Source organism: Sphaerisporangium siamense, assembly GCF_014205275.1.
Lineage (GTDB): Bacteria > Actinomycetota > Actinomycetes > Streptosporangiales > Streptosporangiaceae > Sphaerisporangium > Sphaerisporangium siamense.
In genome coordinates, this window is record NZ_JACHND010000001.1 from 1,489,335 (window position 1) to 1,505,228 (window position 15,894).

General features: G+C 71.0%; 19 protein-coding genes, 2 tRNA genes and 1 other RNA gene. 9 read left to right on the forward strand and 13 right to left on the reverse strand.

Going from position 1 to position 15,894, the window contains the following annotated elements:
• Positions 1-97: 97 nt before the first annotated feature.
• A complete protein-coding gene (locus tag BJ982_RS06885; protein WP_184877634.1) occupies positions 98-781 on the forward strand; it encodes a hypothetical protein in 684 nt (227 codons plus the stop codon).
• Between the two features lie 55 nt (positions 782-836).
• Here BJ982_RS06885 and BJ982_RS06890 read toward each other — a convergent pair whose 3' ends face one another.
• From BJ982_RS06890 to ffs, 7 genes are all read right to left on the reverse strand, one after another.
• Positions 837-1,946 carry an aspartate-semialdehyde dehydrogenase gene (locus tag BJ982_RS06890; RefSeq protein ID WP_184877636.1) on the reverse strand — a complete coding sequence of 370 codons (1,110 nt, stop codon included), beginning with the start codon at positions 1,944-1,946 and terminating at the stop codon, positions 837-839.
• Positions 1,943-3,217 carry an aspartate kinase gene (locus tag BJ982_RS06895; RefSeq protein WP_184877638.1) on the reverse strand — a complete coding sequence of 425 codons (1,275 nt, stop codon included), beginning with the start codon at positions 3,215-3,217 and terminating at the stop codon, positions 1,943-1,945. Before BJ982_RS06895 ends, BJ982_RS06890 begins: the two co-directional genes overlap by 4 nt.
• A gap of 143 nt (positions 3,218-3,360) precedes the next feature.
• Positions 3,361-3,891 carry a DUF5063 domain-containing protein gene (locus BJ982_RS06900; protein WP_184610254.1) on the reverse strand — a complete coding sequence of 177 codons (531 nt, stop codon included), beginning with the start codon at positions 3,889-3,891 and terminating at the stop codon, positions 3,361-3,363.
• Positions 3,884-4,483 (reverse strand): recombination mediator RecR, encoded by a 600-nt coding sequence (recR, locus tag BJ982_RS06905; protein WP_184610256.1) that lies wholly within the window; start codon positions 4,481-4,483, stop codon positions 3,884-3,886. The genes BJ982_RS06900 and recR overlap by 8 nt, the downstream gene beginning before the upstream one ends.
• A 5-nt stretch (positions 4,484-4,488) precedes the next feature.
• On the reverse strand, positions 4,489-4,836 hold the full coding sequence (locus tag BJ982_RS06910) for a YbaB/EbfC family nucleoid-associated protein (protein ID WP_203959057.1): 348 nt from the start codon (positions 4,834-4,836) through the stop codon (positions 4,489-4,491).
• Positions 4,837-5,268: 432 nt separating this feature from the next.
• Positions 5,269-7,434, reverse strand: coding sequence for a DNA polymerase III subunit gamma and tau (locus BJ982_RS06915; protein ID WP_184877640.1), 2,166 nt, complete (start codon positions 7,432-7,434; stop codon positions 5,269-5,271).
• A gap of 98 nt (positions 7,435-7,532) precedes the next feature.
• Positions 7,533-7,628: signal recognition particle sRNA small type (gene ffs / locus BJ982_RS06920), an RNA gene on the reverse strand.
• A gap of 133 nt (positions 7,629-7,761) precedes the next feature.
• On the opposite strand from ffs, the gene BJ982_RS06925 reads away from it, so the two are divergent.
• Positions 7,762-7,847 (forward strand) — tRNA-Ser (locus BJ982_RS06925).
• 76 nt (positions 7,848-7,923) lie between these two features.
• Here the strand turns inward: BJ982_RS06925 and BJ982_RS06930 are convergent.
• Together BJ982_RS06930 and BJ982_RS06935 are read right to left on the reverse strand one after the other, a co-directional pair.
• Entirely contained in the window at positions 7,924-8,829 is a 906-nt protein-coding gene (locus tag BJ982_RS06930; RefSeq protein WP_184877642.1) for a Sco1979 family transcriptional regulator, read from the reverse strand.
• 190 nt (positions 8,830-9,019) lie between these two features.
• The gene (locus BJ982_RS06935; protein WP_184877644.1) at positions 9,020-9,301 is read right to left on the reverse strand and encodes a hypothetical protein; all 282 of its coding nucleotides are present in this window, start codon (positions 9,299-9,301) and stop codon (positions 9,020-9,022) included.
• A 316-nt stretch (positions 9,302-9,617) separates the two neighbouring features.
• Between BJ982_RS06935 and ypfJ the strand changes: the two genes are divergently transcribed.
• From ypfJ to BJ982_RS06950, 3 genes are all read left to right on the forward strand, one after another.
• Positions 9,618-10,496: a KPN_02809 family neutral zinc metallopeptidase gene (ypfJ, locus tag BJ982_RS06940; protein ID WP_184877645.1), complete on the forward strand. Its 879-nt coding sequence runs from the start codon at positions 9,618-9,620 to the stop codon at positions 10,494-10,496.
• A 68-nt stretch (positions 10,497-10,564) separates the two neighbouring features.
• Positions 10,565-10,915: a type II toxin-antitoxin system VapB family antitoxin gene (locus BJ982_RS06945; RefSeq protein ID WP_184877647.1), complete on the forward strand. Its 351-nt coding sequence runs from the start codon at positions 10,565-10,567 to the stop codon at positions 10,913-10,915.
• 114 nt (positions 10,916-11,029) lie between these two features.
• Positions 11,030-11,839: a hypothetical protein gene (locus BJ982_RS06950; protein WP_184877649.1), complete on the forward strand. Its 810-nt coding sequence runs from the start codon at positions 11,030-11,032 to the stop codon at positions 11,837-11,839.
• Positions 11,840-12,132: 293 nt separating this feature from the next.
• Here BJ982_RS06950 and BJ982_RS06955 read toward each other — a convergent pair.
• The 4 genes from BJ982_RS06955 to BJ982_RS06970 all read right to left on the reverse strand — a co-directional run bounded on the left by BJ982_RS06955 (position 12,133) and on the right by BJ982_RS06970 (position 13,816).
• Positions 12,133-12,222: transfer RNA gene (locus tag BJ982_RS06955), tRNA-Ser, on the reverse strand.
• Between the two features lie 72 nt (positions 12,223-12,294).
• A complete protein-coding gene (gene tadA, locus BJ982_RS06960) occupies positions 12,295-12,729 on the reverse strand; it encodes a tRNA adenosine(34) deaminase TadA (RefSeq protein WP_184888508.1) in 435 nt (144 codons plus the stop codon).
• An 89-nt stretch (positions 12,730-12,818) separates the two neighbouring features.
• Positions 12,819-13,310: a tRNA adenosine deaminase-associated protein gene (locus BJ982_RS06965; RefSeq protein ID WP_184877651.1), complete on the reverse strand. Its 492-nt coding sequence runs from the start codon at positions 13,308-13,310 to the stop codon at positions 12,819-12,821.
• A 17-nt stretch (positions 13,311-13,327) separates the two neighbouring features.
• Positions 13,328-13,816 (reverse strand): tRNA adenosine deaminase-associated protein, encoded by a 489-nt coding sequence (locus BJ982_RS06970; RefSeq protein WP_184610303.1) that lies wholly within the window; start codon positions 13,814-13,816, stop codon positions 13,328-13,330.
• 178 nt (positions 13,817-13,994) lie between these two features.
• On the opposite strand from BJ982_RS06970, the gene upp reads away from it, so the two are divergent.
• From upp to BJ982_RS06990, 4 genes are all read left to right on the forward strand, one after another.
• Entirely contained in the window at positions 13,995-14,633 is a 639-nt protein-coding gene (upp, locus tag BJ982_RS06975) for a uracil phosphoribosyltransferase (protein ID WP_184877653.1), read from the forward strand.
• Positions 14,634-14,821: 188 nt separating this feature from the next.
• On the forward strand, positions 14,822-15,040 hold the full coding sequence (locus BJ982_RS06980; RefSeq protein WP_184610308.1) for a three-helix bundle dimerization domain-containing protein: 219 nt from the start codon (positions 14,822-14,824) through the stop codon (positions 15,038-15,040).
• Between the two features lie 115 nt (positions 15,041-15,155).
• Complete coding sequence (locus tag BJ982_RS06985; RefSeq protein WP_184610310.1) at positions 15,156-15,314, forward strand: hypothetical protein; 159 nt, start codon at positions 15,156-15,158, stop codon at positions 15,312-15,314.
• Positions 15,315-15,321: 7 nt separating this feature from the next.
• Entirely contained in the window at positions 15,322-15,849 is a 528-nt protein-coding gene (locus tag BJ982_RS06990; protein ID WP_184610312.1) for a PH domain-containing protein, read from the forward strand.
• The last annotated feature ends 45 nt before the right edge of the window (positions 15,850-15,894 follow it).

Here is a 15,894-nt window from a genome sequence, read left to right on the forward strand (position 1 = left end):
CGTGTGGCGGAGGGGCGCCCTGCGACAGAGGACGAATATGGGTTTGCATCCCGGTGGACGCGGGCCCGCGTGGCTCGGTGCCTGCGCGTTGCTCGCCGTGCAGATCACAGTGACGGGGCTGGCCTCCGCGCGGCCCGCCTCCGCTTCCGCCCCACGGCGGCCGGCCGCCGCGCACGAGGCCGGCGACGCCGCCCGGCACCGGCCCGACGCGACGTCACCGGCCGCGCGCCACACCGCGCGCGTCCGCACCTTGAACAACGCGCTGCCCGCAACGCGCTACGCGACCAACGCCCCGCGGCTGAGCCGGGCCGCGGCGGCCGCCCAGGCGCGCACGGGCGTGCTCGGCGCCGCCCTGTGGAGGCAACACAGGCTCTACCACGCCCTGCGCCTGGGGCACGCCCAGGCCGCGCGGCGGCTCCGCCACGCGGGGCTCAGGTGGCGGTCGTCCGGGCACTGCGCGAGCCGCCACCGGCGCTCGTGCACCTCGCTGGACACCGTGCGGCTCGGCACCCTGTGGGGGGTGGTCGACCTGAAGCGCCGCAGCGGCTGCCCGATCGTCGTGACCGGAGGCACCGAGATCGGCCACGCGCACGGGCCCCGCAGCCACGGCCAGGGCTACAAGCTGGACATCGAACACAACAAGTGCGTCGACCGGTACATCCGCACGAAGCAGCGGGGCGAGGTGCGCGGCGACGGCGCGGGAACCTACAGCGAACGCCGCCCGCAGGGGCGCACGATGTACGCCAACGAGCCGAGCCACTGGGACATCACGTTCCTCTGACACCCTCGCCGGCGCGTGGGTGGGAGCCCCCGGGGGGACTCCCACCGCGGCGGGCTCAGCGGCCCTGGAACTCGGCCGCGACCAGCTCGGCGATCTCGGCGGTGTTGAGCGCCGCGCCCTTGCGCAGGTTGTCGCCGCACACGAACATGTCGAGCGTGTTCGGGAAGTCGAGCGCCTGGCGGATGCGGCCGACGTAGGTCGGATCGGTGCCGACGACGTCGGCCGGGGTCGGGAACACGCCGTTCTCGGGATCGTCCAGCACGACCACCGTGGGGGCCGCGTCCAGCACCGCCCGGGCCTCCTCGACCGTCACCGGCCGCTCGAACGTGGCGTGGACCGCCAGCGAGTGGGTGGTGACCACGGGCACCCGCACGCAGGTCGCCGAGACCTTCAGGTCGGGGATGCCGAGGATCTTCCGGGACTCGTTGCGGACCTTGAGCTCCTCGGAGAACCAGCCGTCGCCCTTGTACGACCCGGCGGCCGGGACCACGTTGAAGGCGAGCGGCGCCGGGAACGGCGAGTCGACCAGGTCGGGGACGGCCTTGCGGACGTCGCCCGCCACCGTGCCGAGCGTGCGGTTGCCCGCCACCGCCTCGACCTCGTCGTAGAGCCGCTCGGGCCCGGAGACGCCCATGCCGGAGACGGCCTGGTAGGAGGCCACGACCAGCTCGCGCAGGCCGTACGCGCGGTGCAGGGCGCCGAGCGCGGCCATCATGGACAGCGTCGTGCAGTTGGGGTTGGCGATGATGCCCCGGGGCCGCTCGCGCACCTGCTCGGGGTTGCACTCCGGCACCACCAGCGGCACCTGCGGGTCCATGCGGAAGGCGCCGGAGTTGTCCACCGCCACCGCGCCGCGGGACGCCGCGATCGGCGCCCACTCGGCCGACACCTCGTCCGGCACGTCGAACATGGCGACGTCCACGCCGTCGAACGCCTCGGGCGAGAGGGCGATGACCTCGACCTCCTCGCCACGGACCCGCAGCCGCCTGCCCGCGGAGCGCGCGGAGGCGATCAGGCGGATCTCGCCCCACACGTCGGGACGGCCGGAAAGGATCTCCAGCATCACGGTGCCGACGGCCCCGGTGGCCCCGACGACGGCGAGAGTGGGCTTGGTGTTCACTGCGCGGGAACCTTCCTGGCCGGTCTGCTCGGACGAGACGCTCATCTGCCGGTACCTCCGTAGACGACGGCCTCGACCTGGTCGGCGTCGAGGTCGAAGGCGCGGTGCGCGGCGGTGACGGCGGCGTCGACGTCCTCCTGCCCCACGATGACCGAGATGCGGATCTCGGAGGTGGAGATCATCTCGATGTTGACGCCGGCGTCGGCCAGGGCGCCGAAGAAGGTGGCGGTGACGCCGGGGTGGGAGCGCATGCCCGCGCCCACCAGCGAGACCTTGCCGATCTGGTCGTCGAAGAGGATCTTCTCGAAGCCGATCTCGCCCTGGATGCGCTTGAGCGCCGTGACGGCGACCGTGGCGTCGGCGGAGGGCAGCGTGAAGGAGATGTCGGTGCGCCCGGTGGCCGCCGCCGAGATGTTCTGGACGATCATGTCGATGTTGATCTCGGCGTCCGCGAGCGTCCTGAAGATGGCCGCCGCCTCGCCGACCTTGTCGGGCACCCCGACCACGGTGATCTTCGCCTCGCTGCGGTCGTGCGCGACGCCGGAGATGATCGGCTGCTCCATCACGTTTCCTTCGGTATAGGGGTCGGAGACGACCCAGGTGCCTTCCCTGCTGCTGAAGGAGCTCCGGACATGGATCGGCAGGTCGAACCGCCGGGCGTACTCCACACAGCGCAGGTGGAGGATCTTGGCGCCGCACGCGGCCATCTCCATGGCCTCCTCGTAGGCGATGCGAGGAATCTGGCGCGCGGCGGAGACGATGCGCGGATCGGCGGTGAAGATGCCGTCGACGTCGGTGTAGATCTCGCAGACGTCGGCCTCCAGCGCCGCCGCCAGCGCGACCGCCGTCGTGTCGGAGCCGCCGCGGCCGAGCGTCGTGATGTCCTTGGTGTCCTGCGAGACGCCCTGGAAGCCGGCCACGATCGCGATCTGGCCGATGTCCAGGGCCTCACGGATACGGCCGGGCGTCACGTCGATGATGCGCGCCTTGCCGTGCGTGGAGTCGGTGATCACCCCGGCCTGCGAGCCGGTGAAGGACCGGGCCTCGTGGCCGAGGTTGGCGATCGCCATGGCCAGCAGGGCCATCGAGATGCGCTCGCCCGCGGTCAGCAGCATGTCCAGCTCGCGGCCCGGAGGCAGCGGCGACACCTGCTGGGCCAGGTCGAGCAGCTCGTCGGTCGTGTCACCCATCGCCGAGACGATGACCACGACGTCGTTGCCGGCTTTTTTCGTCGCGACGATCCGCTGGGCCACACGCTTGATGCGCGATGCGTCGGCGACGGAGGAACCACCGTATTTTTGGACAACGAGCGCCACGGGATGTCTCCCAAAGGTTCGGTCTGCGGAGCTCACAGTCTACTTGGGCGCTCTGCGGAGCCGACTGAATTACCCACTATGTGGACAACCGGGCACTTCACGCCGTCCGTACGGCCGCTCCTCCGCGCGGACCGCCCCGAGGATCAGGCGATCGTCGACTCCTCCACCACGTCCAGCCGCGTGTGCGCGACGAGCGCCTGCAGGGCGCGCAGCGCCGCGCCGGCGTGGTTGCCCCAGGTGTTGAAGTAGGAGTACTGCCACCACCACAGGGCCTCCAGCGGGCGGCCGGCCCGGTAGTGGCCGAGGCCGTGGACCAGGTCGGCGGCGACCGCGGTGAGGTCGTCCGACAGGCGGTAGTGCGTGACCCCGGTGTCCTTGTACGGGTCGAAGACCTCGACGTAGTCGTCCACGGGGCCGAGGCGTGTGGCGAGCGCCGTGCGCATGCCGTCCAGGTCGGGGTCGGGACCGGTCGCGGGCTCGACGTTGCCCTGCAGGATCACGTCCTGGACGGCCCCGAGCTGGGCGCCGGCCAGGCTGACCTGCGACACCTCGACCAGCAGCATCGCGAGTATGGCGTCACCCCCCTCACCGCCGGCGAGCCTCGTCAGCCCGTCGAGGTAGTTCTGCGTGTGCGCCGCGACGCTGTCGGCCAGAGCATTCCACTCGTCAAACATCCAGCAACCTCCGTCCTTCGAAAGCGCGGCCCAAAGTGACCTCGTCGGCGTACTCGAGGTCTCCGCCCACCGGCAGTCCGCTGGCCAATCGTGTGACTTTCAAACCCATGGGTTTGACCAGACGGGCGAGATAGGTCGCCGTGGCCTCCCCTTCGAGGTTCGGGTCGGTCGCCAGGATCAGCTCGGTGACCTGCCCGTCCGCCAGCCGCGTCATCAGCTCGCGGATCCGCAGGTCGTCGGGGCCCACCCCCTCGATCGGGCTGATCGCCCCGCCGAGAACGTGGTAGCGCCCGCGGAACTCGCGGGTCTTCTCGATGGCCACGACGTCCTTCGGCTCCTCCACCACGCAGATGACGTGCGGGTCGCGCCGGGCGTCCCGGCAGATCCGGCACTCCTCCTCGGACGCGACGTTGCCGCAGACCCGGCAGAAGCGAACCTTCTCCTTGACCTCCAGCAGCGCGTGCGCCAGGCGTTTGACGTCGACCGGGTCCGCGGCCAGCAAGTGGAAGGCGATCCGCTGCGCGCTTTTCGGACCGACGCCGGGCAGCAGGCCGAGCTCGTCGATCAGGTTCTGGACGACCCCCTCGTACATGACGGTCAGAACCCTGGCAGTTGGAATCCGCCCCCGCCGAGCCCCTGCGCCAGCGGGCCCAGCTTCTCCTGCTGGAGCTCGCTGGCCGCGCGGACGGCGTCGCGCACCGCGGCGATCACCAGGTCGGCGATCGTGTCGGCCGTGTCCTGCGGGTCGCCGGCGTCGACGGCCTTGGGACTGATCTTCAGCTCCAGCAGCTCGCCGCTGCCGTTGACGGTCGCGACGACGAGGCCGCCTCCTGCGGACCCCTCGATCTGCGCGTCGCTGAGCTCCTGCTGGGCCGTCGCGAGCTGCTGCTGCATGAGCTGCGCCTGCTCCAGCAACTGCTGCAGATTGACATCCCCTGGATTCACGATCGTGCGCTCCTCATGGCTTCGCGTGTGGCACGAGCCTACGGGGTTTGCCACGCATGTTGCACTGGCGCACGGTGGTGTTCGGACCGCCGCCCCCGCGGGGCGCGCCGCGCCCGCGCCGCCCGCCGCAGGTCGGGGCCGGGGACATCGCGGTGGCGGCGGGGCCGGGTGTGCCTGTGGGGACGCCGTTCCCGGCGCGGCGCGGCGGACGGGCCACGCGCCGGGGAGGGCTCCCCGGCCCCGGATCGGCCGAGGGGCGCCGCGGGACGCGCGGACACCGCCGATTCCGTCCGAGTCACGACCATCCCCGGACAGGGTCAACGCCGGCTCTCTCCGGACGGCGGGACCTTCCGCTTCCGTCCAGGCGCGTGCCAACGGCGCGCCGGATCGGGTCAGGAATCGCCAGCTCCGGACAAGGAATCGGCTAGGGCGCTAGCTGTGGTCGATCTCTCCGATGATCTGGCCGCCCAGTTCCCGCTGGACCAGGGCCATGCCGGTCAGCGCGTCGGCGTCGGCGTCCGCGTCGTTGTCCGGGTCGACCTCATCGGCCTCCACGGCCCCGGTACGGCCGGGCACCGCGTCCGGCCAGCCGGTCGCGCCCGCCTGCCGGGGACCGGCCTGGGCCGCCGCGTTCGCCGCCGAGCGCGCCGCCGCGAGCCCGCCGCGCGCCGGGCCGCGCCCGCCGCCGGGAGGGCCGCCGACGTCGTCCGGAGGCGGGGCGTCCGGCCAGGGGTCGTCGTCGGCCTGCGACGACGGGGCCTGGGGCCGTCCCGCGGCCGGCTGCCGCCGCGCGGGCGGAGACGCCTGCGCGGACGGGGCCGCCTGGGGAGACGGGGACGCCTGCGGGGCCGGGGCAGGGGCGGCGTTCTCCGGCCGGGACGGCGCCGGGCGGGCCGCGGGCGGAGCCTGCCGCGCCGGCGCGGCGCCGGCGGACGGCCCCGAGGACCCGGCGACGACGGCCTCGACCTTCCACGTGCCGCCCATGACCTCGGCGATCGCCGCCGCCACCACCGTGTCCTTGGTGCCGTTGACGAAATAGCGCATGGCGCCGACCTGGCTGTAGCCCAAGGTGACGATGTTCCCCTCGACGCCGATGACCTCGGCGTGCGTGCTCACGTTCGCCCAGACCGCCGGGGAGCGCCGCCTGAGCACGTCGAGAACCTGCGGCCAGGTGTGCTGCAGGGCGCCGCCCTGCGGAGCCACCCGGGGAGCGGGCGCGGGGTCTGAGGCGGGCTCCGGACGGCGTGGCTGCCCGCCCGACCCCGGCTTCGCCGCGGCGGGCCAGTCGTCGGCCGCGGGACGCGCGGCGGGCGGGCGCGGCTCGGCCCGTTCCGCCTCCTCCGCACGCGGGGCCGCCGGGGCGGGCTCCGGCCGTGCCGCGGGCCGCGGGGCGGGGGAAGGCTCGGCGGGCGCCGCGACGGCGGCCGGCGCCGCGGCCACGACCCCGCCGCGCTCCAGGCGCTCCAGGCGGGCCATCATCGCCGCCTCGCCCCCCTCGGCGCCGGGGAGCAGCACGCGGGCGCACATGAGTTCCAGGAGCAGCCTGGGGGACGTCGCGCCGCGCATCTCGGTCAGCCCGGCGTTGAACACCTCGGCCGCCCGGGTCAGCTCGGCGGGCCCCATCGAGGCCGCCTGCGCGGCGAGCCGCTCCAGCTCGTCGGCCGGATGGTCGAGCAGGCCGCTGGACGTCGCCTCGGGGACGTTGGCGATCACCACCAGGTCGCGGAAGCGCTCAAGGAGGTCGGCGGCGAACCGGCGCGGATCGTGTCCCCCCTCGATGATCCGGTTGACCGCCGCGAAGACCTTGGCCCCGTCGCGCCGCGCGAACGCGGTGACGATCTCGTCCAGCAGGTCGGCGTCGGTGTACCCCAGGAGCGAGACGGCGCGGGCGTAGGTGATCCCGGCGTCGTCCGCGCCCGCGAGGAGCTGGTCGAGGATCGACAGCGAGTCACGGGCCGACCCGGCGCCCGCGCGCACGACCAGCGGCAGCGCGGCGGGCTCGTACGGCACGGACTCCGAGCCGAGGATCTCCTCCATGAGCTGGCGCAGCGTCGCCGGCGGCATGAGCCGGAAGGGATAGTGGTGGGTTCGCGACTTGATGGTGCCGATGACCTTCTCGGGCTCGGTGGTCGCGAAGACGAACTTCAGGTGCGGCGGAGGCTCCTCGACGAGCTTGAGCAGCGCGTTGAAACCCTCGCGGGTCACCATGTGCGCCTCGTCGATGATGTAGATCTTGAAACGCGCGGCGACCGGCGCGAAGAACGCGCGCTCGCGCAGGTCGCGGGCGTCGTCCACGCCACCGTGCGAGGCGGCGTCGATCTCGATGACGTCCAGGTGGCCCGGCCCGGTGGGCGCGAGCGCCACGCAGGACTCGCAGACGCCACAAGGGTCGGGCGTGGGGCCCTTCTCGCAGTTCAGCGAGCGGGCGAGAATGCGCGCGCTGGAGGTCTTGCCGCAGCCACGCGGGCCGCTGAACAGGTAGGCGTGGTTGATGCGCCCGGTGCGCAGCGCCTGCCGGAGCGGCTCGGTGACGTGTTCCTGACCCTTGACCTCGGCGAACGTCCCAGGCCGATATTTGCGGTAGAGAGCGAGACTCATGCCGTCTCCTCGCCTAGGGGGTCGGAGTGCGAAGCGCCGGCGGCCCACAGGCGTCACGCGCGGCGATCGGATCGCCCGCCTGACGACGGTGGCCCCAGCGAAGAGACCCCTCGCACACCCGCCAGAGCCCGCTTATCCTTGCTGCCTTCCGGCCCTGGGGAGGTTCACAGGATGACGCCGCGCGAGGGGTCCGGTGACAGTCTAGCCGCGCCCGGCAGTGCTCGTGGCCCCAGAACACCGATCGAGCGTCCTCCCGGCACACCGAGACCGTTTCGTGGCCGTCCACCGTGGTCCACGCCCCCGCCGGAGTCCGGTAAGCTTCTCGACGGAGGATTCGCCTAGTTGGCCTAGGGCGCACGCTTGGAAAGCGTGTTGGGGGCAACCCCTCAGGAGTTCGAATCTCCTATCCTCCGCGCTTGGTTGAGCAGCAGAAACACGAAGGCCCCGGACCGATCCAGCCGGGGCCTTCGTGCTGTCCGGGGGCGGGCGTCAGAGGTCGTCGATGATGGACTTGATCAGGGTGGGGGTTTCGCCGATGGGGGCGGCCTGCACGGTGAGTTCGTTCATGATGGCGGTGTAGTCGTCGACGTCGGCCCGTTTGTCGAGGTACAGGGCGCTGGCGAGCTGTTCCAGGTAGACCACGTCCGAGATCGCGGCCTCGGCGAAGCGCAGGATGGTGATCGGGCCGCCGGCCGCGGCGTGCCCGCCGGCCGCGAAGGGCAGCACCTGCAGCGAGATGTTGGGCGCCGCGGCGGCCGTGATGAGGTGCTCCAGCTGGGCGCGCTGCACGCCGGGGCCGCCGAGCGGGCGGCGCAGCGCCGCCTCGTCCACGATCGCCCACAGCCGTAGCCCGTCGGCGCGCAGCAGCCTGTGCTGGCGCCTCATGCGCAGGCCGACCCGGCGGTCGATGTCGTCCGGGGGCTCGGCGCCGTGGACCAGGCGGATGACGGCGCGCGCGTAGTCAGGGGTCTGCAGCAGGCCGGGGATGAACTGCACCTCGTAGGCGCGGATGACGGAGGCGGCCTCCTCCAGCCCGACGTAGGGCTCGAACCAGCCGGGCAACAGGCCGGCGAACTCGTGCCACCATCCCGGGAGGCCCGCCTGGCGGGCCATGGCCGTCAGGGCCTCGCGTTCCCGTTCGTCGGTGATGCCGTAGAGCGTGAGCAGGTCGGCCAGATCCCGTGTCTTGATGGGGCTCCGGCCGAGTTCTAATCGGCTGATCTTGGATTCGCTGCCCCGGATCGCGTAGCCGGCCTCGTCGCGGGTGATGCCCCTGGCCTCGCGGAGCCGCCGCAGATGGTGGCCGAGCGCCATGCGCAGGACCGTCGGCCCGCCGCGGGGCCAGGTCGGCGCCGTCCCGGCCTGCTTCCCGCTGACGGCGTGCTCGCTGACCATGTGGCGCTCCCTGGACAGGTGATCGGTTCTTCGTGCAGGCCGGCCGATGCATCCGCCGATGGCCCCGCGTGTCTGCCGCGGACGTGAGCGGCACCTCTCTGGGCACGCCGGTCGTCATTCAGGTACGACATATTACTCCCAGTCGCGGAGAACGTACAGATGCACGTGCATATGCACGTTCGTATACGATTCATGGAGTCCCCGTACGCAGCATGTTCGGCGGCGCCGGACGGATGAGGGACGGGTAGGGAGGGACACCGTGCCCGCCGCTCCGGTGCGGAGCCGGGACGGGTTGAGGGCACGACGGGGTGACGCCGAGGGCCAGGCCGAACCCGGCGGCCATGGCGAGGAGCAACCCGGCCGCGTACGGGCCGCGGGAGACGACGTGGGCCCGCAGCCACGCGCCCGTCGGCATGATCGGCAGGCTTCTGACGAAGTACGCGGGCGGCGGGACGTCGTCGGCAGGACCCAAGGCCGCGCCCTCCCTCCACCGATGATCACTTGCCCGTCACGCTAATCAGCGGGCCGGGCGCGCCCCGGGAGCCCGCGCGCGGGCGGAGCCGATCCCTGCCGAGCGTTGGCGTGCGGCGGTGACGGTCTTGAACGAACGGAGAACCGGGCGGCCGCCGGACGTGGGCGCCGCGCGGCTTTCTCCCACCGTTGAGTTCACGTAGAAGTGGCTCTACCTGGCCATTCACCAGCGCCGTGCATGATCGTTTCACTAGAGGGCAGTAGCAGCCGCAGTTCAGACCGAAGCCGCGCACAAGGACGCAGATAAGGATCGGCCAATGGACTTCCGGGACGATGTCGACCTAGACGCCTCCCAGGTCGAGAACCGTGGAGGCGGAGGCGGCCTCCGTGGCGGCGGGCTCGCCATCGGCGGCGGCGCGGTGGGGGTCATCGCCCTGCTGGCCGCCCTGCTGTTCGGGGTCAACCCCGGCGAGATCCTCGGCGGCGGCGGTGACTCCACCGGCGCCCAGCCGGCCTCCGACCTCACCTCCGAGTGCCGGAAGGGCTCCGACGCCGACCAGTCGGAGAACTGCCGGGTCGTCGGCGTGGTCAACAGCATCCAGGCGTACTGGAAGGACGCGTTCGACCAGGCGGGCAGGTCCTCCTACACCTCGGCCAAGACCGTGCTGTTCTCGCAGGCAGTCGGCACGGGATGCGGGCAGGCCACCTCGCAGGTCGGGCCGTTCTACTGCCCGGCCGACAAGCGGGTGTACCTGGACCTGACCTTCTTCGACGAGCTGCAGAGCAAGTTCGGCGCCAAGGGCGGCCCGTTCGCCCAGGCGTACGTCATCGCCCACGAGTACGGCCACCACGTGCAGGACCTCCTCGGGACCATGGAGCGCGTCGGCGAGGACCGCCAGGGCCCCGAGAGCGGCTCCGTGCGCCTGGAGCTCCAGGCCGACTGCTACGCGGGAATCTGGGCGAAGAACGCCGTGGACACCGGCTTCTACGAGAAGCCCTTCACCGACACCGACATCCAGGAGGCCCTCGACGCCGCGGCGGCCGTCGGCGACGACAGGATCCAGGAGAAGGCGCAGGGCCGGGTCAACCCCGAGGGCTTCACCCACGGCACGGCGGACCAGCGTATGAAGTGGTTCGGCACCGGCTACAAGTCGGGCGATCCGGGCGCGTGCGACACCTTCTCCGGCGGCATCTGAGTGGTTCCCCACCTCAACACCAGACACCGAAGCAGGCGGAGCATGAAAACTCTCTTAAACTCAATAGGGTGATCTTCAAGTCAGTCGGTGACAGACGTCCGTACCCGGAGCATGGTCTGTCCCATCGCGAATGGGCGCGCATCCCGCCCCGGCAGGTCAGGCTCGACTCCCTGATCACCACGAAGGCGGTGCTGGACCTGCACTCCCTGCTCGCCAAGGACTCCACGTTCTACGGTGACCTCTTCCCTCACGTCGTGCAGTGGCGGGGCGAGTACTACCTCGAAGACGGGCTGCACCGCGCGCTCCGGGCCGCGCTCCACCAGCGGTCGGTCCTGCACGCCCGCGTCCTTGAGGTCGACTCCCTCGCCGCCGCCGGCGACGTCCTGGCGGGCCGTGAGGCCGAACCGCCGCTCTCTTAGGTAAAACACTTCCCGTACTCGTCATCCGCCGCCTCCCGGCTTCCTAAGCTGCGACCGTCGCAGGGGCGACACGGCCACTGGCCGCAGGAACGCAGGCGTCGGGGCGGTTATCCAATGCGAGATGTCACTCAGATCGTTGCCCAGCTCCGGGAAGAACTCGCGGGAGAGCTGCGCGAACGGGTGCGGCGCCGTCTCCGCGAGCAACCCACCGACTGGCTGGTCGACCAGCTGATGGCGTTCGTCCTGCCGTCGGAGGAGGTCTCCTACGCCATCCCCCGGCAGGTTCCCCGAGGCCCCGAGGCGGACGCGCACGCCGCCACGCCTCTCCCTGAGGCACACGGGTGCGCCCCCTGGAACGGGGAGTCTCTCGACCCGGTCACGTCTCCGGAGGCCGAGGGCGACCGTCCGGCGCGGATCCGCCGGCTCGGCCTCGACGCCACCTCCCTGCCCGGGTTCACCGCCCGCTACCGGTCCCTGCGCCGCGAGGTCCTGGAGGCCGAGGGCTACCTTCTCGGCCCGCCGCCCCGGGGCGGCGCCCTGATCTCTCCCGCGCACCGCTCACCCGAGGCCGAGGCGCTGCTGCGCGAGGCCAAGGACGTCCTGCACGCCCTGCTCTTCCGCGGCCCGGAGGACGGCGTACGGCTCGACCGCGCCGTACGGGTGCCGCTCACGCTGGCCGTCCCGCCGTCCAAGGCGCACGCCGTGGCCGCGCTCGTCGGCGCGGCGGCGCGGGCCGAGGGATCCACGTTCCACGTCGAGTACGGCGAGGTGCCCGGCGAGCCGGGGCGCCACGCGGACGAGGCCGACGCGGCGGACGGAGCGGGCACGGCCGGGGCGGTGGGCCTGGTCGGTCACGCCCTCGGCGCGGCCCTGCGCCTGATCAACGACCTGGAGATCAACGAGCCCACCCTGGACGGCCGATAACCGGTTGACCCCGTCGCCGGGGCCGAGCAGCCTGGGCGGATGCTGATACGCCGGGAACCACCCACCGACATCCCCGGCATCCGGGACGTGCTGACCACCACGTTCGCCACCGAGGCCCCGCCCGTCGAGGTCGGGCTCGTGGACGCCGCCCGCTGACCACGTACACCCCGAAGATCCGCGGCGGATTCGAGTACGCCCAGCCCTTCTACGACATCTGACCAGGCCCAGGACACTCGGCCCGGACATGACAAAGGCCCCGACCCCGTCACGACGGGGTCGAAGGCCTTGTCCGATGGCGGTGGAGGTGGGATTTGAACCCACGGATGAGTTGCCCCATCACACGCTTTCGAGGCGTGCGCCCTCGGCCACTAGGCGACTCCACCGCCGAGCAGCCTACCGGATCCGGGGCACTGCTCGCGCGAGGCAGCCGCCCGTTATGCGGCGTAATGAGGTGTTCATCGGCGTCGATCGGCGAAGAACTCCGCCAGGACGGCCGAGCAGTCCTCGGCGAGCACTCCGAGGAGCACCTCGGGGCGGTGGTTGAGCCGCCGGTCCCGTACGACGTCCCACAGCGAGCCGGCGGCGCCCGCCTTCTCGTCCACGGCGCCGTAGACGATCCTGGCCACGCGGGCGAGGACGGCCGCGCCCGCGCACATCGTGCACGGCTCCAGCGTGACCACCAGCGTGCACCCGGACAGCCGCCACCGCCCGAGCGCCCGCGCGGCCCCGCGCAGCGCGATGATCTCGGCGTGGGCGGTGGGGTCGGCGGCGGACTCGCGCTCGTTGCCCGCGGCGGCCAGCACGGCGCCGTCCGGGCCGAGGACGACGGCGCCGACGGGCACCTCGCCGCGGCGCCCGGCACGCACGGCCTCGTCCAGCGCGAGCCGCATCGGCTCCTCGAAGGATGGCAGGCTCACAGCAACGATTGTCCGCCCTGACGGGCGCGGGACCGACAGACGCGGGGAAGGACGGGCGCGGCCTAGCGCAGCCGGTCGAACTCGTCGGCGAACGAGAGCTTCTCGGCGATCACCGAGAGGGTGTCCGCCGGGAGCACCCCTTCCTCCATGCTCAGCTCCAGCAGTTCCTCGGCGCTGACGCCGAGGTCGCGCAGCAGCTCGAAGTCGCCCGCCGGGCGGACCCCGACGTCGGCGTCCTTGTCCGGCACCACGACACCCGCCAGCTCGTTGAACAGCTCTCCGAGCGCGTCCCCCGCGGCGGCGTGCGCGTCGGAGAGGAAGGCGCGCGGCTCGCCCTCGTCCTGGTAGCGGACCAGGGCGAACCATTCGTCCTCGACCTCGACGCAGAGCAGGGTGAGCTCGTCGCCCTGCAGCCCGAGGGCGTCCTGCACGGCGTCGCCGAGGTCGTCGGCGATCTCGACGTTCGCCAGGTCCACCTCGGCGCCGTTCCAGCCGTCGGACATGCGGACGAAGGCCGCGGCGAACAAGGAGCTACGGGACGGTCTCGGCGGCATGATCGGGGCTCCCGAGGTCAGCCGATGGCTGAGTCGACGGCACGTTCAAACGGCTGGGAGAACCCGAGCCGGGCGGCGATGCTGGACAGCACCTCATCAGGCAGCAGTTCGAGGTCCCCGGAGAGGGCGCCGAGCTCCATCTCGTCGAGCCCGAGGTCGGCGAAGATCGACAGGTCTCCCGCAGGGAGGACCATGTCGAGTTCCTCCTCCTCCGGGACGGGGACGTCGAGGAACTCGAGCACCTGCTGGGCCAGGGGCCAGTCCCACGCCGCGGTGATATCGGAGAGGAAGACGTCGACGCGCTCGCCGAACACCCTTAATGCCACGAAGAAGTCATCCCCAACGGCGACCAGGCCAATCGTGGCACCCATGCTCGGCTGCTGGCGAAGGGCGTGGATCAGGCCGTGCAGGTCGGCCGTCAGACCCACGGGCAACATCTCGGCTTCCCAGCGGTCGTCCTCGCGGTAGACCACGATGGCGAAGTCAAGAGCGTCTACGTCTGTCATCTTCACCCCACCGACGCGGTTCGTACGGTTGGCAATGCTCCCAGAATCGTTGGGCCCCCGTACGCCCGTCGGGCAAATTGTGATCAAAAACGGGTGACCGCGGCCTCCCCGTCGGGAGATAACCGTTTCCGACCGGCTCGTACCGTTCAGCCGGCCCCAGCGGCTACCGTTGGCCAGCATGAAGACCCTCGTCGTCGACCACCCGCTCGTCGCGCACAAGCTCACCGCGCTTCGCGACGAGCGCACGGACTCCCCGACGTTCCGCCGTCTCGCCGACGAGCTGGTCACGCTGCTCGCCTACGAGGCGACGCGCGACGTGAGGGTCACCGACGTGACGGTCACCACGCCCGTGGCGCCCGCGCACGGCGTGCGGCTGACGCGCCCGGCGCCCCTGGTGGTGCCGATCCTGCGGGCGGGCCTCGGCATGCTGGACGGCATGACCCGCCTGCTGCCGACGGCCGAGGTGGGTTTCCTCGGCATGGTCCGCGACGAGGGCACCCTCAAGGCGGAGACCTACGCGACCCGCCTGCCGGAGGATCTGTCCGGCCGCCAGTGCTTCGTGCTGGACCCGATGCTCGCGACCGGCGGCACGCTGGCCGCGGCGATCCGGCTGCTGTTCGAGCGGGGCGCCGAGGACGTCACGGCCATCTGCCTGCTGGCGGCGCCGGAGGGGCTGGCCTACCTGGAGGGTGTCTTCACCGACTCGGCCGGCCCGGTGCGCGTGGTGACGGCCGCTCTGGACGAGCGGCTGAACGAGCACGGTTACATCGTCCCGGGGCTCGGGGACGCCGGTGACCGCCTGTACGGGGTCGTCTGACTCTCTTGGGGCGTTCGAGCCTCGCGACGCCTCTTGGTCATCAGAGTCGTCCGAATCCTTTTCCTTCTTCTTCCTCTGGTTGACACACGTCTCGTTACATACTGTGTTTCAGTGGGTACACACGGTGATGACGATGTCATTGTGTTCCCCGGCACCCGGTGCCGCGGGACGCGCACTGGGGAGAGCCCATGGACCAGCGGCCGGAGATTGACGCCTATACACAGGTCGAGACCGTGCTTAAGGTCGAGTTCGCCGGGGTTCATCCGGCCGCGACGGTGGCACGCTGCATCGAAGCGGCTCACCACGGTGCGATGGAGGTCACTGGTTACGCGTACCCGGGTCTCGTGGAGCGCATCGCACGCAAGCACCTTCAGGTGCTGGCGACGGTCGCCACCGAGCGGGAGTGACGCAGGTCACATCCAGACCCCTAAAGACTGAGGGGTCCGGATGCGCTTTACCGAGCCTGACGGCTGGGTAATGTATACGGTGGGTGCAGTGGGTGAGTGGTAATCGGAGGCGGCAGTGCAGGTCAAGAAGGTTCTAACGTACGCAGCCATCGCGTTTGTGGCTTTCTACCTGTTCACCAGACCGGCTGACGCGGCAAGCGCGGTCAAGGGAGCAATGGACACTGTGGTGAATGCCGCGGATTCGCTGGCGCTATTCTTCACGAAGCTGACATGAGGCTGACATGAGGCTGGTGACCCACGGAGACTCTGCTCCGTCGTCGGTCAACCGTTACCTTCTCCCCCAAGAACACCAAGTCATCATGGTGCGGCGCCATCCGGCCGTCCTGTTGCGGCCGGTCGCCGAGGTCTTCGGCGGCCTGGTCCTCGCGGGGCTGCTGAGCAAGTGGCTCGGAGAGAACCAGGGCTCCCAGGCGCTCGTCATCGTCTGGTGGGCGTGGCTGCTCTTATTGGTCCGCTTCGTATGGAAAGTGGCAGAGTGGTCGGTTGACTACTTCGTGGTGACGTCCAAACGCATGCTGTTGACAAGAGGGCTCATAACCCGTCGCGTCGACATGATGCCTCTGGGCAAGGTCACGGACATGAGCTTCCAGCGCTCCCTGCTGGGACGCATGCTCGGATACGGCGAGTTCGTCCTGGAGTCGGCGGGTCAAGATCAGGCCCTGTCGACCGTCCCCTTCATTCCGTATCCCGAGACCTTGTACCTGGAGGTCTGTCAGATGCTGTTTCCCGGTTCTGACGACGATGATTAGTCCACTTTCGTCCTGAATCCCGAGGCGTGAGACAACTTCGCCCTC